Annotated in this window: 11 protein-coding genes; all 11 read left to right on the top strand. The window is 48.9% G+C overall.

All coding sequences use genetic code 11. From position 1 onward, the window contains the following. The first annotated feature begins 74 nt into the window (after positions 1–74). The 11 genes from ASF12_RS18035 to ASF12_RS17985 all read left to right on the top strand — a co-directional run bounded on the left by ASF12_RS18035 (position 75) and on the right by ASF12_RS17985 (position 14,260). Positions 75–1,124 carry a LacI family DNA-binding transcriptional regulator gene (locus ASF12_RS18035; protein WP_056037551.1) on the top strand — a complete coding sequence of 350 codons (1,050 nt, stop codon included), beginning with the start codon at positions 75–77 and terminating at the stop codon, positions 1,122–1,124. A gap of 31 nt (positions 1,125–1,155) precedes the next feature. Further along, on the top strand, positions 1,156–1,350 hold the full coding sequence (locus tag ASF12_RS18030; protein ID WP_056037493.1) for a hypothetical protein: 195 nt from the start codon (positions 1,156–1,158) through the stop codon (positions 1,348–1,350). A gap of 37 nt (positions 1,351–1,387) precedes the next feature. Beyond that, positions 1,388–2,797, top strand: a complete 1,410-nt coding sequence (locus ASF12_RS18025; RefSeq protein WP_235533201.1) for an ABC transporter substrate-binding protein — start codon at positions 1,388–1,390, stop codon at positions 2,795–2,797. A gap of 161 nt (positions 2,798–2,958) precedes the next feature. Next, positions 2,959–5,823 (top strand): extracellular solute-binding protein, encoded by a 2,865-nt coding sequence (locus tag ASF12_RS18020; protein WP_056037548.1) that lies wholly within the window; start codon positions 2,959–2,961, stop codon positions 5,821–5,823. A gap of 115 nt (positions 5,824–5,938) precedes the next feature. Then, a complete protein-coding gene (locus ASF12_RS18015) occupies positions 5,939–6,811 on the top strand; it encodes a carbohydrate ABC transporter permease (RefSeq protein ID WP_442952539.1) in 873 nt (290 codons plus the stop codon). Between the two features lie 5 nt (positions 6,812–6,816). Then, positions 6,817–7,680, top strand: coding sequence for a carbohydrate ABC transporter permease (locus ASF12_RS18010; RefSeq protein ID WP_056037486.1), 864 nt, complete (start codon positions 6,817–6,819; stop codon positions 7,678–7,680). Between the two features lie 19 nt (positions 7,681–7,699). Beyond that, positions 7,700–9,148 (top strand): SMP-30/gluconolactonase/LRE family protein, encoded by a 1,449-nt coding sequence (locus ASF12_RS18005; protein WP_162241909.1) that lies wholly within the window; start codon positions 7,700–7,702, stop codon positions 9,146–9,148. Further along, positions 9,126–9,749, top strand: coding sequence for a YIP1 family protein (locus ASF12_RS18000; RefSeq protein ID WP_056037479.1), 624 nt, complete (start codon positions 9,126–9,128; stop codon positions 9,747–9,749). The genes ASF12_RS18005 and ASF12_RS18000 overlap by 23 nt, the downstream gene beginning before the upstream one ends. A gap of 16 nt (positions 9,750–9,765) precedes the next feature. Beyond that, complete coding sequence (locus ASF12_RS17995) at positions 9,766–12,327, top strand: DUF5696 domain-containing protein (protein ID WP_056037476.1); 2,562 nt, start codon at positions 9,766–9,768, stop codon at positions 12,325–12,327. After that, the gene (locus ASF12_RS17990; protein ID WP_056037473.1) at positions 12,324–13,223 is read left to right on the top strand and encodes a carbohydrate ABC transporter permease; all 900 of its coding nucleotides are present in this window, start codon (positions 12,324–12,326) and stop codon (positions 13,221–13,223) included. The genes ASF12_RS17995 and ASF12_RS17990 overlap by 4 nt, the downstream gene beginning before the upstream one ends. 20 nt (positions 13,224–13,243) lie before the next feature. Further along, positions 13,244–14,260 carry a carbohydrate ABC transporter permease gene (locus ASF12_RS17985; protein ID WP_081418893.1) on the top strand — a complete coding sequence of 339 codons (1,017 nt, stop codon included), beginning with the start codon at positions 13,244–13,246 and terminating at the stop codon, positions 14,258–14,260. Positions 14,261–14,268 lie beyond the last annotated feature (8 nt).

The raw sequence follows: 14,268 nt of genomic DNA, 5'->3' as shown, positions 1-14,268 counted from the left end.
TGTCATCTATTACATAAGATGTCCGATTTTGCTATAATGGGACGATATATGATAGCAGAAGGGAAGCGTTGGGCTTGAAACAGGTCACCATTTATGATATTGCCAAAGAGGCCAAAGTATCGGTTGCCACCGTATCCAGGGTATTGAACGATACCGCCCCGGTAAAGGGATCTACACGAGCCAAGATTGAAGAGCTTATTCAAAAATACAACTTTCAGCCTAACGCAATGGCCAGAAGCTTACTAAAAAAAGAAACCGGCATTATTGGTGTCATTGTTCCTGACCTAACCAATCCCTTTTTCCCGGAAGTGTTCGCTGGAGCGGAGGAGGAGGGACAGCAGTCTGGGCATACTTTTCTGCTTAGCAATTCTATCGGGGATTACGCGAAAGAATCGGAGTATCTCAGCATTATGCGGGAGAAACGCGTCGATGGTGTTATTTTTTTAGGGGGAAGAATTAATTTAAAAAACTGCGATGAGCATTTGGTGCAGGAGCTCGTGCAGCATGCCAGCATCATTCCGACTGTGCTCGTTAACGGCGGGCTGCGCAATACGAACTTGATTAGAGTTGCTACGGACGAAGCGGTAGGTACTGCTCTCGCGGTCCGGCACCTAATCGAGCTGGGTCATACCGAAATCGGCTTCATTGGCGGGGAAAGCCATATGACGACAACTTCAATCAAGCTGCGGGCCTTCCGAAAGACGATGAAGGATGAGGGGCTTAGAATTCGGGACAATTGGCTGCTGCCGGACAGCTTCTCCATCGATTCGGGCAAGCGCCAAATGCTGAAGCTGCTCGAAATGGAAGAGAGGCCAACCGCTGTTTTCTGCGTCAACGATTATACCGCGATCGGGGCAATTAAGGCGGCGACGGAGGCTGGACTTACCATTCCAACTGACATTTCGATTGTTGGATTTGATGATATTCCGCTGGCGCATCATTTTATCCCTGAGCTCACTACCGTTTCTCAGCAGGCGCATGAGCTTGGGCGAATGGCGGTTCAAGTGCTTAAAGCGATCATGAAGAAGGAAAAGGTCAAACAGCTTACTTCTTTGGCACCACAGCTTATTGTTCGGCAAAGTACGGAAGCGCGGAGCGGCCAAAAGAAGGTCAGCTCGAATTAGAAGGCTGCATGAGGGGAGCTTTCCGCGCCTGATGCAAGAACGCCCTGAAAGAGCAGCAAGCCAGATGTTTATGGCTTGCTGCTCTTTTTTTAGGCCTAATGGAATGAGCGAGACAGCGATTATTCGCATCGATCCATATCTGGAAGATCTAAACTTTAATGTTGACCATAGTAAGGATGCGAGCTATACTGAAATGGGTTTCATGAAAGCCTTTACATTTAATTGACCATCAATTAAGGGGAGCGTGCTGAACAGTGAAACAGATGAAAAAGATGAAATCGATGTTGCTTATTTTATTAACGGCTGGATTGATGATTCTGTCTGCTTGCAGTAGCAACAATGCGGGAAATGCAATAGCTACCCAAGCGCCTGCCGCAACGGCAACGGCAACAGCTGCGGAGGAAACGATTGCTCCTAGCCAGGAGCCTGAGCCTCCAGCCGCCGATTTGGGCGGCAGAGAAATTCGCATCTCGCATTGGTGGGATGCTGCCCCTGACGGAGATTCCGAAGCGGATGAATTGGCACGTGAAAGAATCAAAAAAGTGGAAGAAAAATATAACGTGAAAATCAAATACTTAAATACGGAATATTGGTCGACTACAGAGAAGCTGTCTTCCTCTGTGATGTCCAACGATCCTTTCGCTGAAATTGTCCGACTGCCTGACGGCTTCATATGGGGCCTGATGCAAGGGGGATTTTTGACGCCATTGGAAGATTACCTTAAAGATACGCGAATTGCACCGGATGTCGTTGAAGCGATGCGCTTTGGCGGGGATCATGTATTTGGACTAGAAAGCTGGTATAACCCGAATGACACCGGGATGTTCTATAACAAAAGGATTTTCAAGGAAGCGGGCTTAAAAGATCCGCAGCAGCTAATGGACGAGGACAATTGGAGTTGGACGACGATGCTGGATGCCGCGAAGAAGCTGACCGTAGACAATAATGGTGACGGAAAAGCAGACCAATATGGCCTTGCCGGTGCGCATTATGTGTTCTCGGAGCTGCTCATTGCCAGCAACGGCGGCATTATTTACGACGAGGCGAACAAAAAAGTAGCTTTTGATTCACCCGCTTCTATGGAAGCGCTTAACTTCCTGTATAGCCTGTATAACGAGCATAAAGTTGTGAAGAAAAATGAAGGAAACGACTGGGAGGATCCGGCGAAATATTTTGCAGAAGGTACGATTGCGATGTATCCGGGCGGCTTGTGGGAAATCGAAGGACGCCTCCAGGATAAGATGAAGGATGAGTGGGGATACGTTTATCTTCCTAAGGGACCGCAGGCAGACACCTATTTAGATCCGCTTGGTCAAACGGCAGCTTACGTCATACCTAAAGGGGTCAAGGATGCCGATGTCATCGTGAAAATTTGGGAGGAGCTTCAGGATTTCGATAACTGGCAGGAAAATCGCAGGTTATGGCAGGAAAATGTGCTGCCGGATGAAAGCTCCATCGCTAACGCCATGAATGACGATGGAAAGGTACAGCGTGTGTTCGGCGGACGCTTCGGGGGGCTCGGTATTAAGGATCAGCTCGACTCCGTAACCGGCAAATTCGTCAAAGGCGAAATTACGCCGGCAACAGGCGTCGCCCAAGTCATTGGGCCTGCGCAAGCGGCTGCTGAAAAAGTGCTTAGAGGCGAGCAAGACAAGAAAGACGACAAAAAGTAAATGCCGAAAGCTTTGCCCATAAAAAAGCGGCCTGCCCGGCTTTCCGATTGGGAAAACCGGGCGGTTGCCGTCAAACAAAATTTCGCCAGTTTATAAAAGGGGGGAATTAGGTGGAAATCGTATTTACCAGAAAAACGGCCGCTAGGATAATAGTTATCGCTATGCTGATTTCGATATTGGTTTTCCCTATATCTCAGTCCGGCGCAGCGAGTGTTCAAGCTGACTCAACGACAGCAGCCGATCCAAACGGCGACCAGAGCTTTTTGACAAATGAATCGGAAAACAGCTACGGCCATTACATGCAGCGCTACAAGGACGAAGAACGGCCTCAAGAGGAGATTGTCATTCAAGGGGCGGATTATACAAGAGCAAGCGAAATGGAACCTGAGATCATCCATGAGCTCGGCGGCGTATCGGGCGACTTCGTCAAGACGGGAGAAAGCGGCTCCATGGAGTGGGAACTTGAGGTGCCGAAATCCGGCCTGTATCATATCGCCATTCGCTATTTTCCAATCGAAGGAAAAAGCTCGGCAATCGAGCGGGAGCTGTTGATCGACGGAGTGCTGCCGTTCACCAGCGCCAGAAATTTGACCTTTCAGCGCATATGGAAAAATGAAAGTGATCAGATTTTGCAGGATAACCGGGGAAATGAGCTGCGGCCGCGCCAGGTAGAATCGCCGATGTGGCAGGAAGCGCTGCTGCGGGATACAGAGGGCTATTACGAGGAGCCGTATGTCTTTTATTTTTCGTCTGGCAAGCACACGATGACGCTGGTATCTTCCAGAGAAGCGATGGCGATCGACTATTTGAAAGTGTACCGCTATGATGAGCCTTCATCTTACGAGGAGGTAGAGCTGGGCTACAAGTCCAAGGGCTATGCGGAGACTAGCGGACATTTGATTAAGCTGCAAGGCGAATATGCCGCTTACAAATCGTCTCCGACCTTATATCCAATTTCCGACCGTTCAAGCCCGTCTACAGAGCCTTATGACGTATCCAAGATTAAGATGAATACGATTGGCGGCAACAATTGGCGGGTGCCGGGCCAATGGATCGCATGGGACGTTGAAGCGCCAGAGGATGGATTATACCGGATTGCGATCAAGAATAGGCAAGAATTGCTGCGGGGCATTTATTCCACTCGCTCGCTATGGATTGATGGGGCCATTCCGTTTCAAGAAATGACGCAAATTCCGTTTTATTATGATTCGGACTGGCAGATGAATGTGCTCGGCAGCGAGGAAAAGCCCTATTTATTTTATATGACGAAAGGGAAGCATGAGCTGAAGCTTGAGGTGAGCTTAGGCGCAATGGCTCCTTTGATTCGCCAAGTAGAAGCAAGCCTGCTCGACATCAATGCGATGTATCGCAAAATCCTGATGATTACCGGCAATGTGCCCGATCCTTATAGGGATTATCAATTAGATAAACAAATACCCGACATGGTCGGCGTGTTTCAGGAGCAAAGCGACATTTTGTATGCCGTGTCGCAGGAGCTAGTACGCTTGACAGGAGAGAAGAGCGACAAGACGGCCATATTGGACAAAACCGCCTATCAATTAGCAGATTTGGCCAAAAAACCAGAAACGGTCCAGAAGCGGCTGTCTCAATTCAAAATCAATGTTGGCAGCGTCGGGGCTTGGATTTTGCAAGTGAGGGAGCAGCCGCTTGAAATCGATTACCTCGCCTTGGCTTCTTCTGATGTAGAGCTGCCCGGTGCGAATGCTTCAGCTTCTAAAAAAATCGTTCATGAGGTATCTTCCTTCTTTCATTCCTTCTTTGAAGATTACGATACGATTGGAAACATGGCGCAGGATGAGCAATCGATAACAGTATGGATTGGAACCGGCCGCGATCAGGCTCAAGTGCTGAAAGCGATGATCGACGATACCTTTACGCCGCTAACCGGTGTGGGAGTGAACCTTAAGCTTGTCAATCAGGATGTGCTGCTGCGTGCGTCTCTGGCGGGGGAAGGACCCGATGTAGCTATGCAGGTCGGCAACGATGTGCCGGTAAATTTCGGCATGCGGAACGCAGCGGAAGATTTGTCGCAATTTTCAGGCTATAGGGCGGTCGTGCAGCAGTTCAGGGACAGCGCTATAGTGCCTTACCGCTATGAGGACAAGGTGTTTGCTCTGCCTGAGCAGCAAATTTTCAATATGCTTTTTTACCGGAAGGATATACTCGAGGAGCTGAAGCTTGAGCCGCCGCAAACGTGGGATGATGTGTACGCCATGATTCCGGTGCTGCAAAAGCATCATATGGATTTCGCGCTGCCGATTGCCCAGACGACGGGTGTTCCTGTGCTGGAAGCGAATCGGGCGTTTGCCATGCTTTTGTACCAGATGGACGGCTCCTTCTATTTGAACAACGGGGCAAAAAGTGGACTCGATACAGAGGTCGGGCTAGATGCATTCAAAAAATGGACCGACTTCTATACGAGCTACAAACTGCCGCTCATCTTTGATTTTCCAATGCGCTTTCGCACAGGAGAAATGCCGGTCGGCATACAGGATTATACCTTCTACAATTATTTGAGCGTATCCGCGCCAGAAATTAAAGGCTTATGGGAGTTTATTCCCGTTCCGGGCACCGTGCAGCAGGACGGTTCCATTCGCCGGGATGTGGCTAGCGGCGGGACGGCCGCCATTATGCTTAAGCAGGCTAAAAACAAGGACGCAGCCTGGGAATTTATGAAATGGTGGGTGGGCAAGGATGCCCAGGTTCGTTTCGGCAGAGAGATGGAGGGATTGATGGGCGCTGCAGCGCGTTATCCGACCGCCAATATCGAAGCGCTCAAGGAGCTGCCATGGCCGGCTCGCAATTATCGCAGCCTCGAAGAACAATGGCAATGGGTGCAGGGCGTGCCGGAGGTGCCGGGGGGGTATTTTACAGGAAGGCACTTAGACAATGCTTTGCGGGAAGTCATTAACAATGGAACGAATACAGCCGACTCCTTATACGATTATGTCCAAGAAATCGACTATGAAATTGAGCAAAAAAGAGACGAATTTCATTTGAAATGAGGGGACTTAAGGAGGAACTCTTTTGCAGAAAACGAAAATCGCGGCTGAGATCATGCTCCAGTCGAAGGGCCGCCTTGCTAGGCCGCAGCGGAAATGGGAGCTGTTCATCAAGGATATGAAGCGGGATAAGCATTTGTTTGTTCTGCTGGCTCCTTATATGGTGCTGTTTCTGTTATTTACGGTGCTGCCGGTCGTCATTTCAATCTTTTTCAGCTTTACGCATTTTAATATGCTTGAATTTCCGCGCTGGGTCGGATGGGAAAACTATTCCAAGCTGCTTTGGAACGACGATGTATTTCTCATTGGACTTAAAAATACGCTTATTTTTGCAGTCATAACCGGCCCGGTCAGCTATATTGCTTGTTTTGTATTCGCGTGGCTTATTAATGAGCTTAATCCGAAAATTAGGGCATTTATGACGCTCGTGTTTTTTGCGCCTTCGATTTCGGGCAACGTCTTCTTTATTTGGCAAATTATTTTTTCGAGCGATTCGTATGGCATTATGAACGGCTTTCTGATGAAGATCGGGTTTATTTACGAGCCGATTCAATGGCTGCAGAATCCTGACTATATGCTCAAAATTATTATTATCGTCCAGCTGTGGCTCAGCCTTGGAACCAGCTTTCTCGCGTTTATTGCCGGCTTGCAGACGGTTGACCGCACATTGTATGAGGCAGGGGCGGTGGATGGCGTGAAAAATCGCTGGCAGGAGCTGTGGTTTATTACCCTTCCTTCCATGAGGCCGCAGCTGATGTTTGGCGCCGTCATCCAGATTACGTCTTCCCTTGCAGTAGCCGACGTGGCGATGGCTTTGGCAGGCTTTCCGAGCGTGCAGTACGGAGCGCATACGGTCGTGACCCATTTGGTCGATTACGGCACGATTCGTTTTGAAATGGGCTATGCGTCTGCTATCGCAACGGTATTGTTTATGCTCATGCTGGGCACCAATCTGGCCGTTCAAAAGTTGCTGAAGAGGGTGGGGGAATAGGCGAAATGAAGCTGGCCATGCGTCTGAAAAAAAGAGTGAACCGGTCCTGGCAGGTGGATATAATGCTGCTTCTCGTACTGGGCTTGTTCGGTTCCTTTATGGCGGTTCCGTTGATCTATGTCATGAATAATGCTTTTAAGCCGCTTGATGAGTTGTTTATATTCCCGCCTACACTGTTCGTGAGGAATGCAACGCTTGAAAATTTCGCGGATTTGTTTCAAGTTATGAAAAACTCATGGGTTCCATTTTCCAGATATATTTTCAATACCGTTTTTATTACGGCGGCAGGAACGGCAGGACATATTTTGCTGGCATCGGCGGCGGCTTACCCGCTGGCCAAGCATAAGTTTCGCGGACATAAAGTGCTGTTCACGGTTATTGTCCTGTCGCTGATGTTTTCCCCGCATGTGACGGCGATTCCCAATTATATGATTATGTCCGTGCTGGGATGGATGGATTCGTACCAAGCGGTAATCGTTCCGGCGTTTGCTTATCCGCTTGGCCTGTACTTAATGAAGCAGTTCATGGAGCAAATTCCGGATGCTTTGCTGGAGGCTGCCAAGATCGACGGCGCCAGCGAATACCGGATATTTTGGCAGGTCGTTATGCCGCTCGTCAAGCCTGCCTGGCTGACACTGTTAATTCTAATGATGCAAATGCTTTGGGGAACGGATGGAGGCAGCTTCATTTACAGCGAACAGCTCAAGACGATGCATTATGCGATGGGGCAAATCATTCAAGGCGGTATTGCCCGCGCAGGGGTGGGCGCCGCAGTTGCGGTGATTATGATGACCGTGCCGATCGTGACGTTTGTTTTTTCACAGAGCAATGTCATTCAGACGATGGCTTCATCTGGAATGAAGGACTAAAGCGATGGGGGCGTATGGATTGAAAATAAAGCGAGCGATTCTGTTTTTGGCAGCTGTGCTGCTTTTCGCCGGCTTAAGTCCGAAGCTGGCCCACGCGTCGCCGTATGAGGGGTATACCTATTCCTATTGGGGGGAGACCGTTCATTCGCCAATTGCGTATCTTCCATCCAAGACGATAACGGGGCAAGAAATAGGGGTAGGGCCATGGAGCTCTCCCGCTGATATGTTTGTTGCGCCTGACGGCCATTTGTACGTTTTGGATTCAGGAAACGGGCGAATTGTCGTGCTTGACAGCCAGTGGAAGGCAGTCCGTCAAATTAAGAGCTTTCAGAATAACGGCAAGCAGGACGGTTTCAATAATCCGGAAGGCCTTTTCGTAACGGAGGGTGGTCATATTTTTGTGGCGGATACTGAAAATAGGCGTGTCGTCGAGCTGGACGGCAGCGGATCGTTCGTCAGAGAAATTTCCGCTCCAAAGTCGGAGGTCATCAGCAGCAATTTTGAATATTTCCCGCGAAAGGTCATCGTGGATAAAGCCGGACGTATTTACGTTGTCGCCAGAGGCGTCTTCGAGGGCATTATCGAATTTGACAGCGAGGGCGGCTTTACTGGATTTATGGGGACGAACCGGGTGCAGTTTGATCCTGTAGATTTATTCTGGAAGACGGTATCGACTAAAGAACAGCGGGAAAAGCTCATCCGGTTTGTTCCCATTGAATTTAACAATGTAGATGTTGATTTGGATGGTTTCATCTTTACGACTACAGCCGACAAGCAAACCTCGGCCCCTGTCAAAAGGCTGAACCCATCCGGCATTGACGTTATTCGGATAAATGGGAATATAGGTCCGGTAGGCGATTTGAGCAGAAATCGCTCGGCCTTCATTGACATCGATGTTAGCGGCAATGGCGTTTACCGGACGCTTGATTCGACCCGGGGACGGATTTTTACTTATAACGAAGACGGCAATTTATTATATGTATTTGGCCAGCTGGGCAATCAGCAGGGCACGTTTAAAAATCCGGTTGCGGTTGAAAGCTCCGGCAATCGGGTGTTTGTTCTGGACCGCGATCAGGGGAGAATTACCGAGTTTGCAGCGACCAAATTCGGAAGCCTCGTTAATGAAGCCAACGGATTATACAGCATAGGCAAGCACGATGATGCAGCAAAGCTGTGGAAGGAAGTGCTTCGGCTCGATGCGAACTACGAAATGGCCTATATCGGCATTGGCAAGTCGATGCTGCGCCAAGGCGAATATAAGCAAGCGATGACTTTTCTAAAACTGGGCAACGACAGGGAATATTATTCCAAAGCATTAACGAAATATCGCAGGGAATATATGCGTGAGCACTTTGGGATCTATATGACGGTACTGATCCCGCTGATTTTGGTCGTTATCGCCGTTCGCCGAAGCATGAGGCTCAGAAAGGGGGAACTGAAACAGGATGCAGTTTCTCAAGGAGGCTAGGTACTCGCTGCACGTTGCATTCCATCCCTTTGACGGGTTTTGGGATCTGAAATACGAGAATAAAGGAAAGCTCCGGATCGCGCTTGCCATTTTGCTCGCGGTGACGGTTACGATGATTCTGAAACGCCAGTATGCTGGCTATGTCGTCAACTATAATCATCCGCTGGAATTAAACAGCTTTGATGAATTAAAGTACATTGTGCTTCCTTTCCTTCTGTGGTGTGTCGCGAACTGGTCGCTCACTACGCTGATGGACGGAGAAGGGAAATTCAAAGAAATCGTCATCGCTACTGGCTATGCGCTGCTTCCTTTGATTTTGATTTATTTGCCCAATATGCTGCTCAGCAATGTGATTACGCTGCGCGAGGCTTCATTCTATTACTTGCTGGAATCGGCGGCAGCGCTATGGTTCGTTTGGCTGCTGTTTATTGGAACGATGACGGTTCATCAATATACGGTTACGAAGACGATCATGACGATGCTGTTAACGGTTGTAGGGATGAGCGTAATTATTTTTCTTGGGCTGCTCTTCTTCAGCTTGATCCAGCAAATCGTTAGTTTTGTGTACACGATTTATCAGGAACTATCATTGCGAGCCTAAGAAAGGGGGCCAAACGGTGAAGCGGAAGCTTGCGATCATCATGACGGCAGTCTTTATTGGCTGCTTGCTTATAGCTCAAGGCACCAATTTCGCGGAATATGCGTCCGAGGTTGTAGCCGAGCCAGTACCAAGCAATGGACAACATAGCGGGCTTGCAGCCGCAAGCGGCCAGTCCGGCAAGCTGTCTGCATTGCCTGAAGGGATGGAATCGGCGGCTGAAAATGAATTTTTAGTCTTGTACGTCAATCCCGAAACGACGGAAATTGCCGTTCGGGACAAGCGCAGCCAAGCGATTTGGTATTCCAATCCGCAAAATCGCGAAGACGATCCGGTCGCAACCGGCTATAACAAGACGAAGCTGAGCGTGCAGGTCGAGATCGCTTATTTTGACAGCGCGGGAAATGCATTGAAGTATGACAATTACACCCATAGCGTTCAGAACGGCCAATATGCCATAGAGAAGGCAAGCGGTGGATTGGACATCGTCTATACGCTAGGGGAGGTCAAAAGCGATATGGATGCGATCCCTAAATATATTAGCGCGGATCGCTTTCAAACCGTCATTTTGGATAAAATCGAACAGTCTGTGGACAAAAGAGAAGTTGAAAAGCGCTTTAAATTTGATGAGGAAAAGCAGCGTTACGAACGAAGGGACTCCTCCTTGAAAGGAATCGGATTAGCAAAGGTTACCGAAATCTTTAATCGGATCGGCTATGACGAGGAGCAGAAAGCAATCGATAAGGCGGCATATGGCGAAGCGTCCACTGGCAGCGCCAATGTTCGGATTCCTTTGCATTATCGGCTGGATGGTGAGCATCTGACGGTGACAGTTGCGGCGGGCGAAATCGAATATCCGGCTAGTATGAAAATTCAGACGCTGTCGCTGCTACCGTTTTTTGGCGCAAGCGGACGCGAGGATGAAGGTTATACGTTCGTGCCGGATGGATCGGGTTCGCTGATCCGTTTCAACAATGGAAAAACCTACGACGCGCCGTTCCGGACGGCCCTTTACGGTTCCGACGCATCCATTAGCCAGCTCATTAAAATTCAGAAAGAGGAAGCTGCGCGCTTGCCTGTATTCGGAATGAAATATGAGAACCGGGCATTTGTTGGGATTATAGAAAAGGGTGATGCGGTCGCCGCGGTTGAAGCGGACGTAAGCGGCAGGCTGAACGATTACAATACCGTATTTCCCAGCTTTACGCTGACTAATTTGGAGGAGGTTACCTTGACGAACGGGTGGCGCTCCAGCACGGTCAAAAAGTTTCAAGCGGAGCCTTTTGCCGGGGAAATGACGGTTCGTTACGGCTTTCTCGGCACGGGGGAGGCTAGCTATTACGGCATGGCGGCGCATTACCGCCATTATTTGATCAAGCAAACGGGCCTAACGAAGCTGCCGGATGAAGGGGATGTGCCGATCTATGTCGAGCTGATTGGCGGCATACCGAAAAAGAAATTTTTCTTGGGCATTCCTTATAACGCCTATGAGCCGCTTACGACTTTCGATCAGGCGGAGTCTATTATGAGCCAAATGCTGGATAAGAAAATCAGCGGCATCAAGCTGCGTTATACGGGTTGGTTTAACGAGGGCCTAAACCATAATCTGCCGAAGTCGATTGCCGTTGACAAGCAGCTCGGCGGAAGCAAAGGTTTAAGCGAGCTAAAGGCATATGCCGATGCCAATGGCATATCGCTGTTTCCTGATGCGGCTTTTCTTGAGGCAGCTCCGCAAGCGGAAGGTTTTAAAAAGTCGAGCGAAGCTTCCCGATTCATTACGGGCAGGCTGGCGGAAATTTATCCTTACAGCGCGGCCAGCTTCAGTCAAGAGGATGAACGCGAGCCCGGTTATGTAGTCAGTCCGAAGTCGCTGCCGAAAATGACAGCAGCATTTATGGACGATTACGGGAAGCTGCAGCTATCTGGTTTGTCGCTGCGGGATCTTGGCAGCGAGCTGAACTCCGATTTCAATCGTTCCGAGGTCATCGATCGGGAGGAAGCGAAAGAGATCGTAAAGCAACAGCTGAAGCAAATGAGCGGCTCCGTCCAGGAAGTGCTGGTGGAAGGCGGAAACGCCTATTCGATCCCCTATGCGCGGCATATTGTGAATGCGCCGTTAACGAGCAGCGGCTTTAATATTACCGATGAGAGCGTTCCTTTCTTTCAACTGGTTTATCACGGTTATGTGCATACCGCTGGAAGCGCCTGGAACATGGCAGATGACCAGGATTCCACCTACAACTTTCTAAAAGCGCTCGAAACGGGCTCTTCATTGCATTACACGTGGTTTTTTGCTGATTCATCCGCGATCAAAATGACGGAGTTCGACTATTTGTATTCCGCCGATTACAAGGGCTGGATCGAAGAAGCAGCGCAAAGATACGGAGAACTTAACGACGTTCTCCATGATGTGCAAGACCAAGCGATTATTGATCATCGGGCACTGGCAGATGGGGTGTACCAGACCACGTTCGAACAAGGGAAAACTATTATTGTCAATTATACCGATGCGCTAGCTCAAGTGGGCGGAATTACAGTTAAGGCAAAGGATTATTGGGTTGGGGGTGAAGCACAGCGATGAGGTTCAGGAAGCTTTCGCTTGAACAAAAAAACAGGTATTACGGACTGTATTTCATTCTTCCCTGGTTTGCAGGCTTTGTGTTCCTGTTTATGGTGCCGCTGCTGTCATCGCTCCGGTACAGCTTTAGCAATCTGCAAGTTACGAATGACGGCTTTAGCCTGGGTTTTATCGGACTGTCCAATTACCGGGAAGCTTTGTTCTCGCATGAATCGTACGTCAGAATATTGACGGAATCGGTCGTGGATATCGCCGTCAACACACCGCTCATCATCATATTCAGCTTGTTTTTTGCGGTGCTGCTTAATCAGCGGTTTAGAGGACGGGTGCTGGCCCGGGCGATCTTCTTCCTTCCCGTTATTTTGGCATCGGGCATTATCGCCAGCATCGAGAACGGAGATTTAATGCAATCCGTCGTTCGCAGCGCAAACGATACAACCGGCGGCGGCTTGTCCATTATGAAAAATCTAGAGCTCGCTGCCCTGCTCATCGAATCAGGAGTGAGCATCACCATTGTGGAGTATTTGACAGGTGCCGTCAGCCGAATTTATGAAATTATCAGCCAATCGGGTGTGCAAATTTTGATTTTTCTGGCGGGTCTGCAGTCGATTTCTCCTTCTTTGTACGAGGCGGCTAAAATTGAAGGCTCAACTGGCTACGAGGCGTTCTGGAAAATTACATTTCCGATGATCAGCCCGTTAATTTTGACGAATTTGGTCTATACGATTATCGACAGCTTCATTAGTGATGAAACGAGCCGGCTAGTTGTAGATACGGCATTCAAAAGCTATGATTTTGGCCTCAGCGCGGCGATGGCGTGGATGTATTTTGCTGTCATTGCACTTGTGCTGTGGATTACGACATCGATTGTTTCACGCAAGGTGTTTTATCAAGATTAGCGGTTTAAGGGAGGAAGGATATGAAGAAGGAAACCGCTGCGATGCAACAGTCAACGAAAGAAAAATTGCATCATCGCATGGCATCCGCTGCCTATTGGCTAGAATTTGCGAAAAAATGGCTGTGGATGACCGTCCGATTCGTACTCATTTTTGGCATATCGTTTGTCATCGTCTACCCGATTCTATTAAAGCTGTCGATTGCATTCAAAAGCATGGATGATTTGTATGACTCTACAGTCATTTGGGTGCCGCATACGCTGACGCTTGACAATTTCAAGCTTGTATTCCAAGCGATGAACTACCCGCAAGTGCTGCTCAATACGCTGCTCCTATCTTCTGCGGTCATGCTGCTGCAGACGGTTACATGCGTGCTTGCTGGCTATGGCTTTGCCCGGGTGAAATTCAGAGGAAGCGGCCTTTTGTTCGCAGGCGTTATTTTTACCATTTTGGTTCCAGCCCAAACGATTATGGTTCCGCTCTATTTGCAATTTAAAAATTTTGATCTTTTCGGGCTGATTAAGCTGATCCAAGGCGAGCCCGCCAATCTGATCAACACCTACTGGCCGTTTATTATTTCGGCAGCGCTAGGCATGGGCGTCAAGACCGGCTTGTATGTGTATATTTTTCGCCAATTTTTCAAAGGGATTCCGCGAGAGATTGAAGAAGCCGCCTATGTGGATGGGGCTGGCTACTTTACAACCTTCAGAAGCGTCATCTTGCCTAATGCGCTCCCGTCCATGGTGACCGTCATGCTGTTCTCGTTTGTGTGGCAGTGGAACGACTCTTTTTTTACAAACATGTATTTGAATGAGCCTAAGGTGATGTCGTCGATGATGGCTTCTTCCGGCTATGCGATTGCTACTTTCCTTAGCGGAGGGGGGCAAGCGGAAACGGCTTCTTATGTTCAGGATCCGTTCTTTATGTCCATGATGATGAATACCAGCGTACTGATGGCTATACTGCCGCTTATTATTTTGTATTTGTTTGTGCAAAGGCATTTTGTAGAGAGTGTTGAACGATCAGGCTTGGTCGGATAGGAGAGGCG

The organism is Paenibacillus sp. Leaf72, assembly GCF_001422685.1.
GTDB lineage: Bacteria > Bacillota > Bacilli > Paenibacillales > Paenibacillaceae > Pristimantibacillus.
Note: the sequence above shows the minus strand (reverse complement) of the source record. Positions and strands in the feature narration are given on the sequence as shown.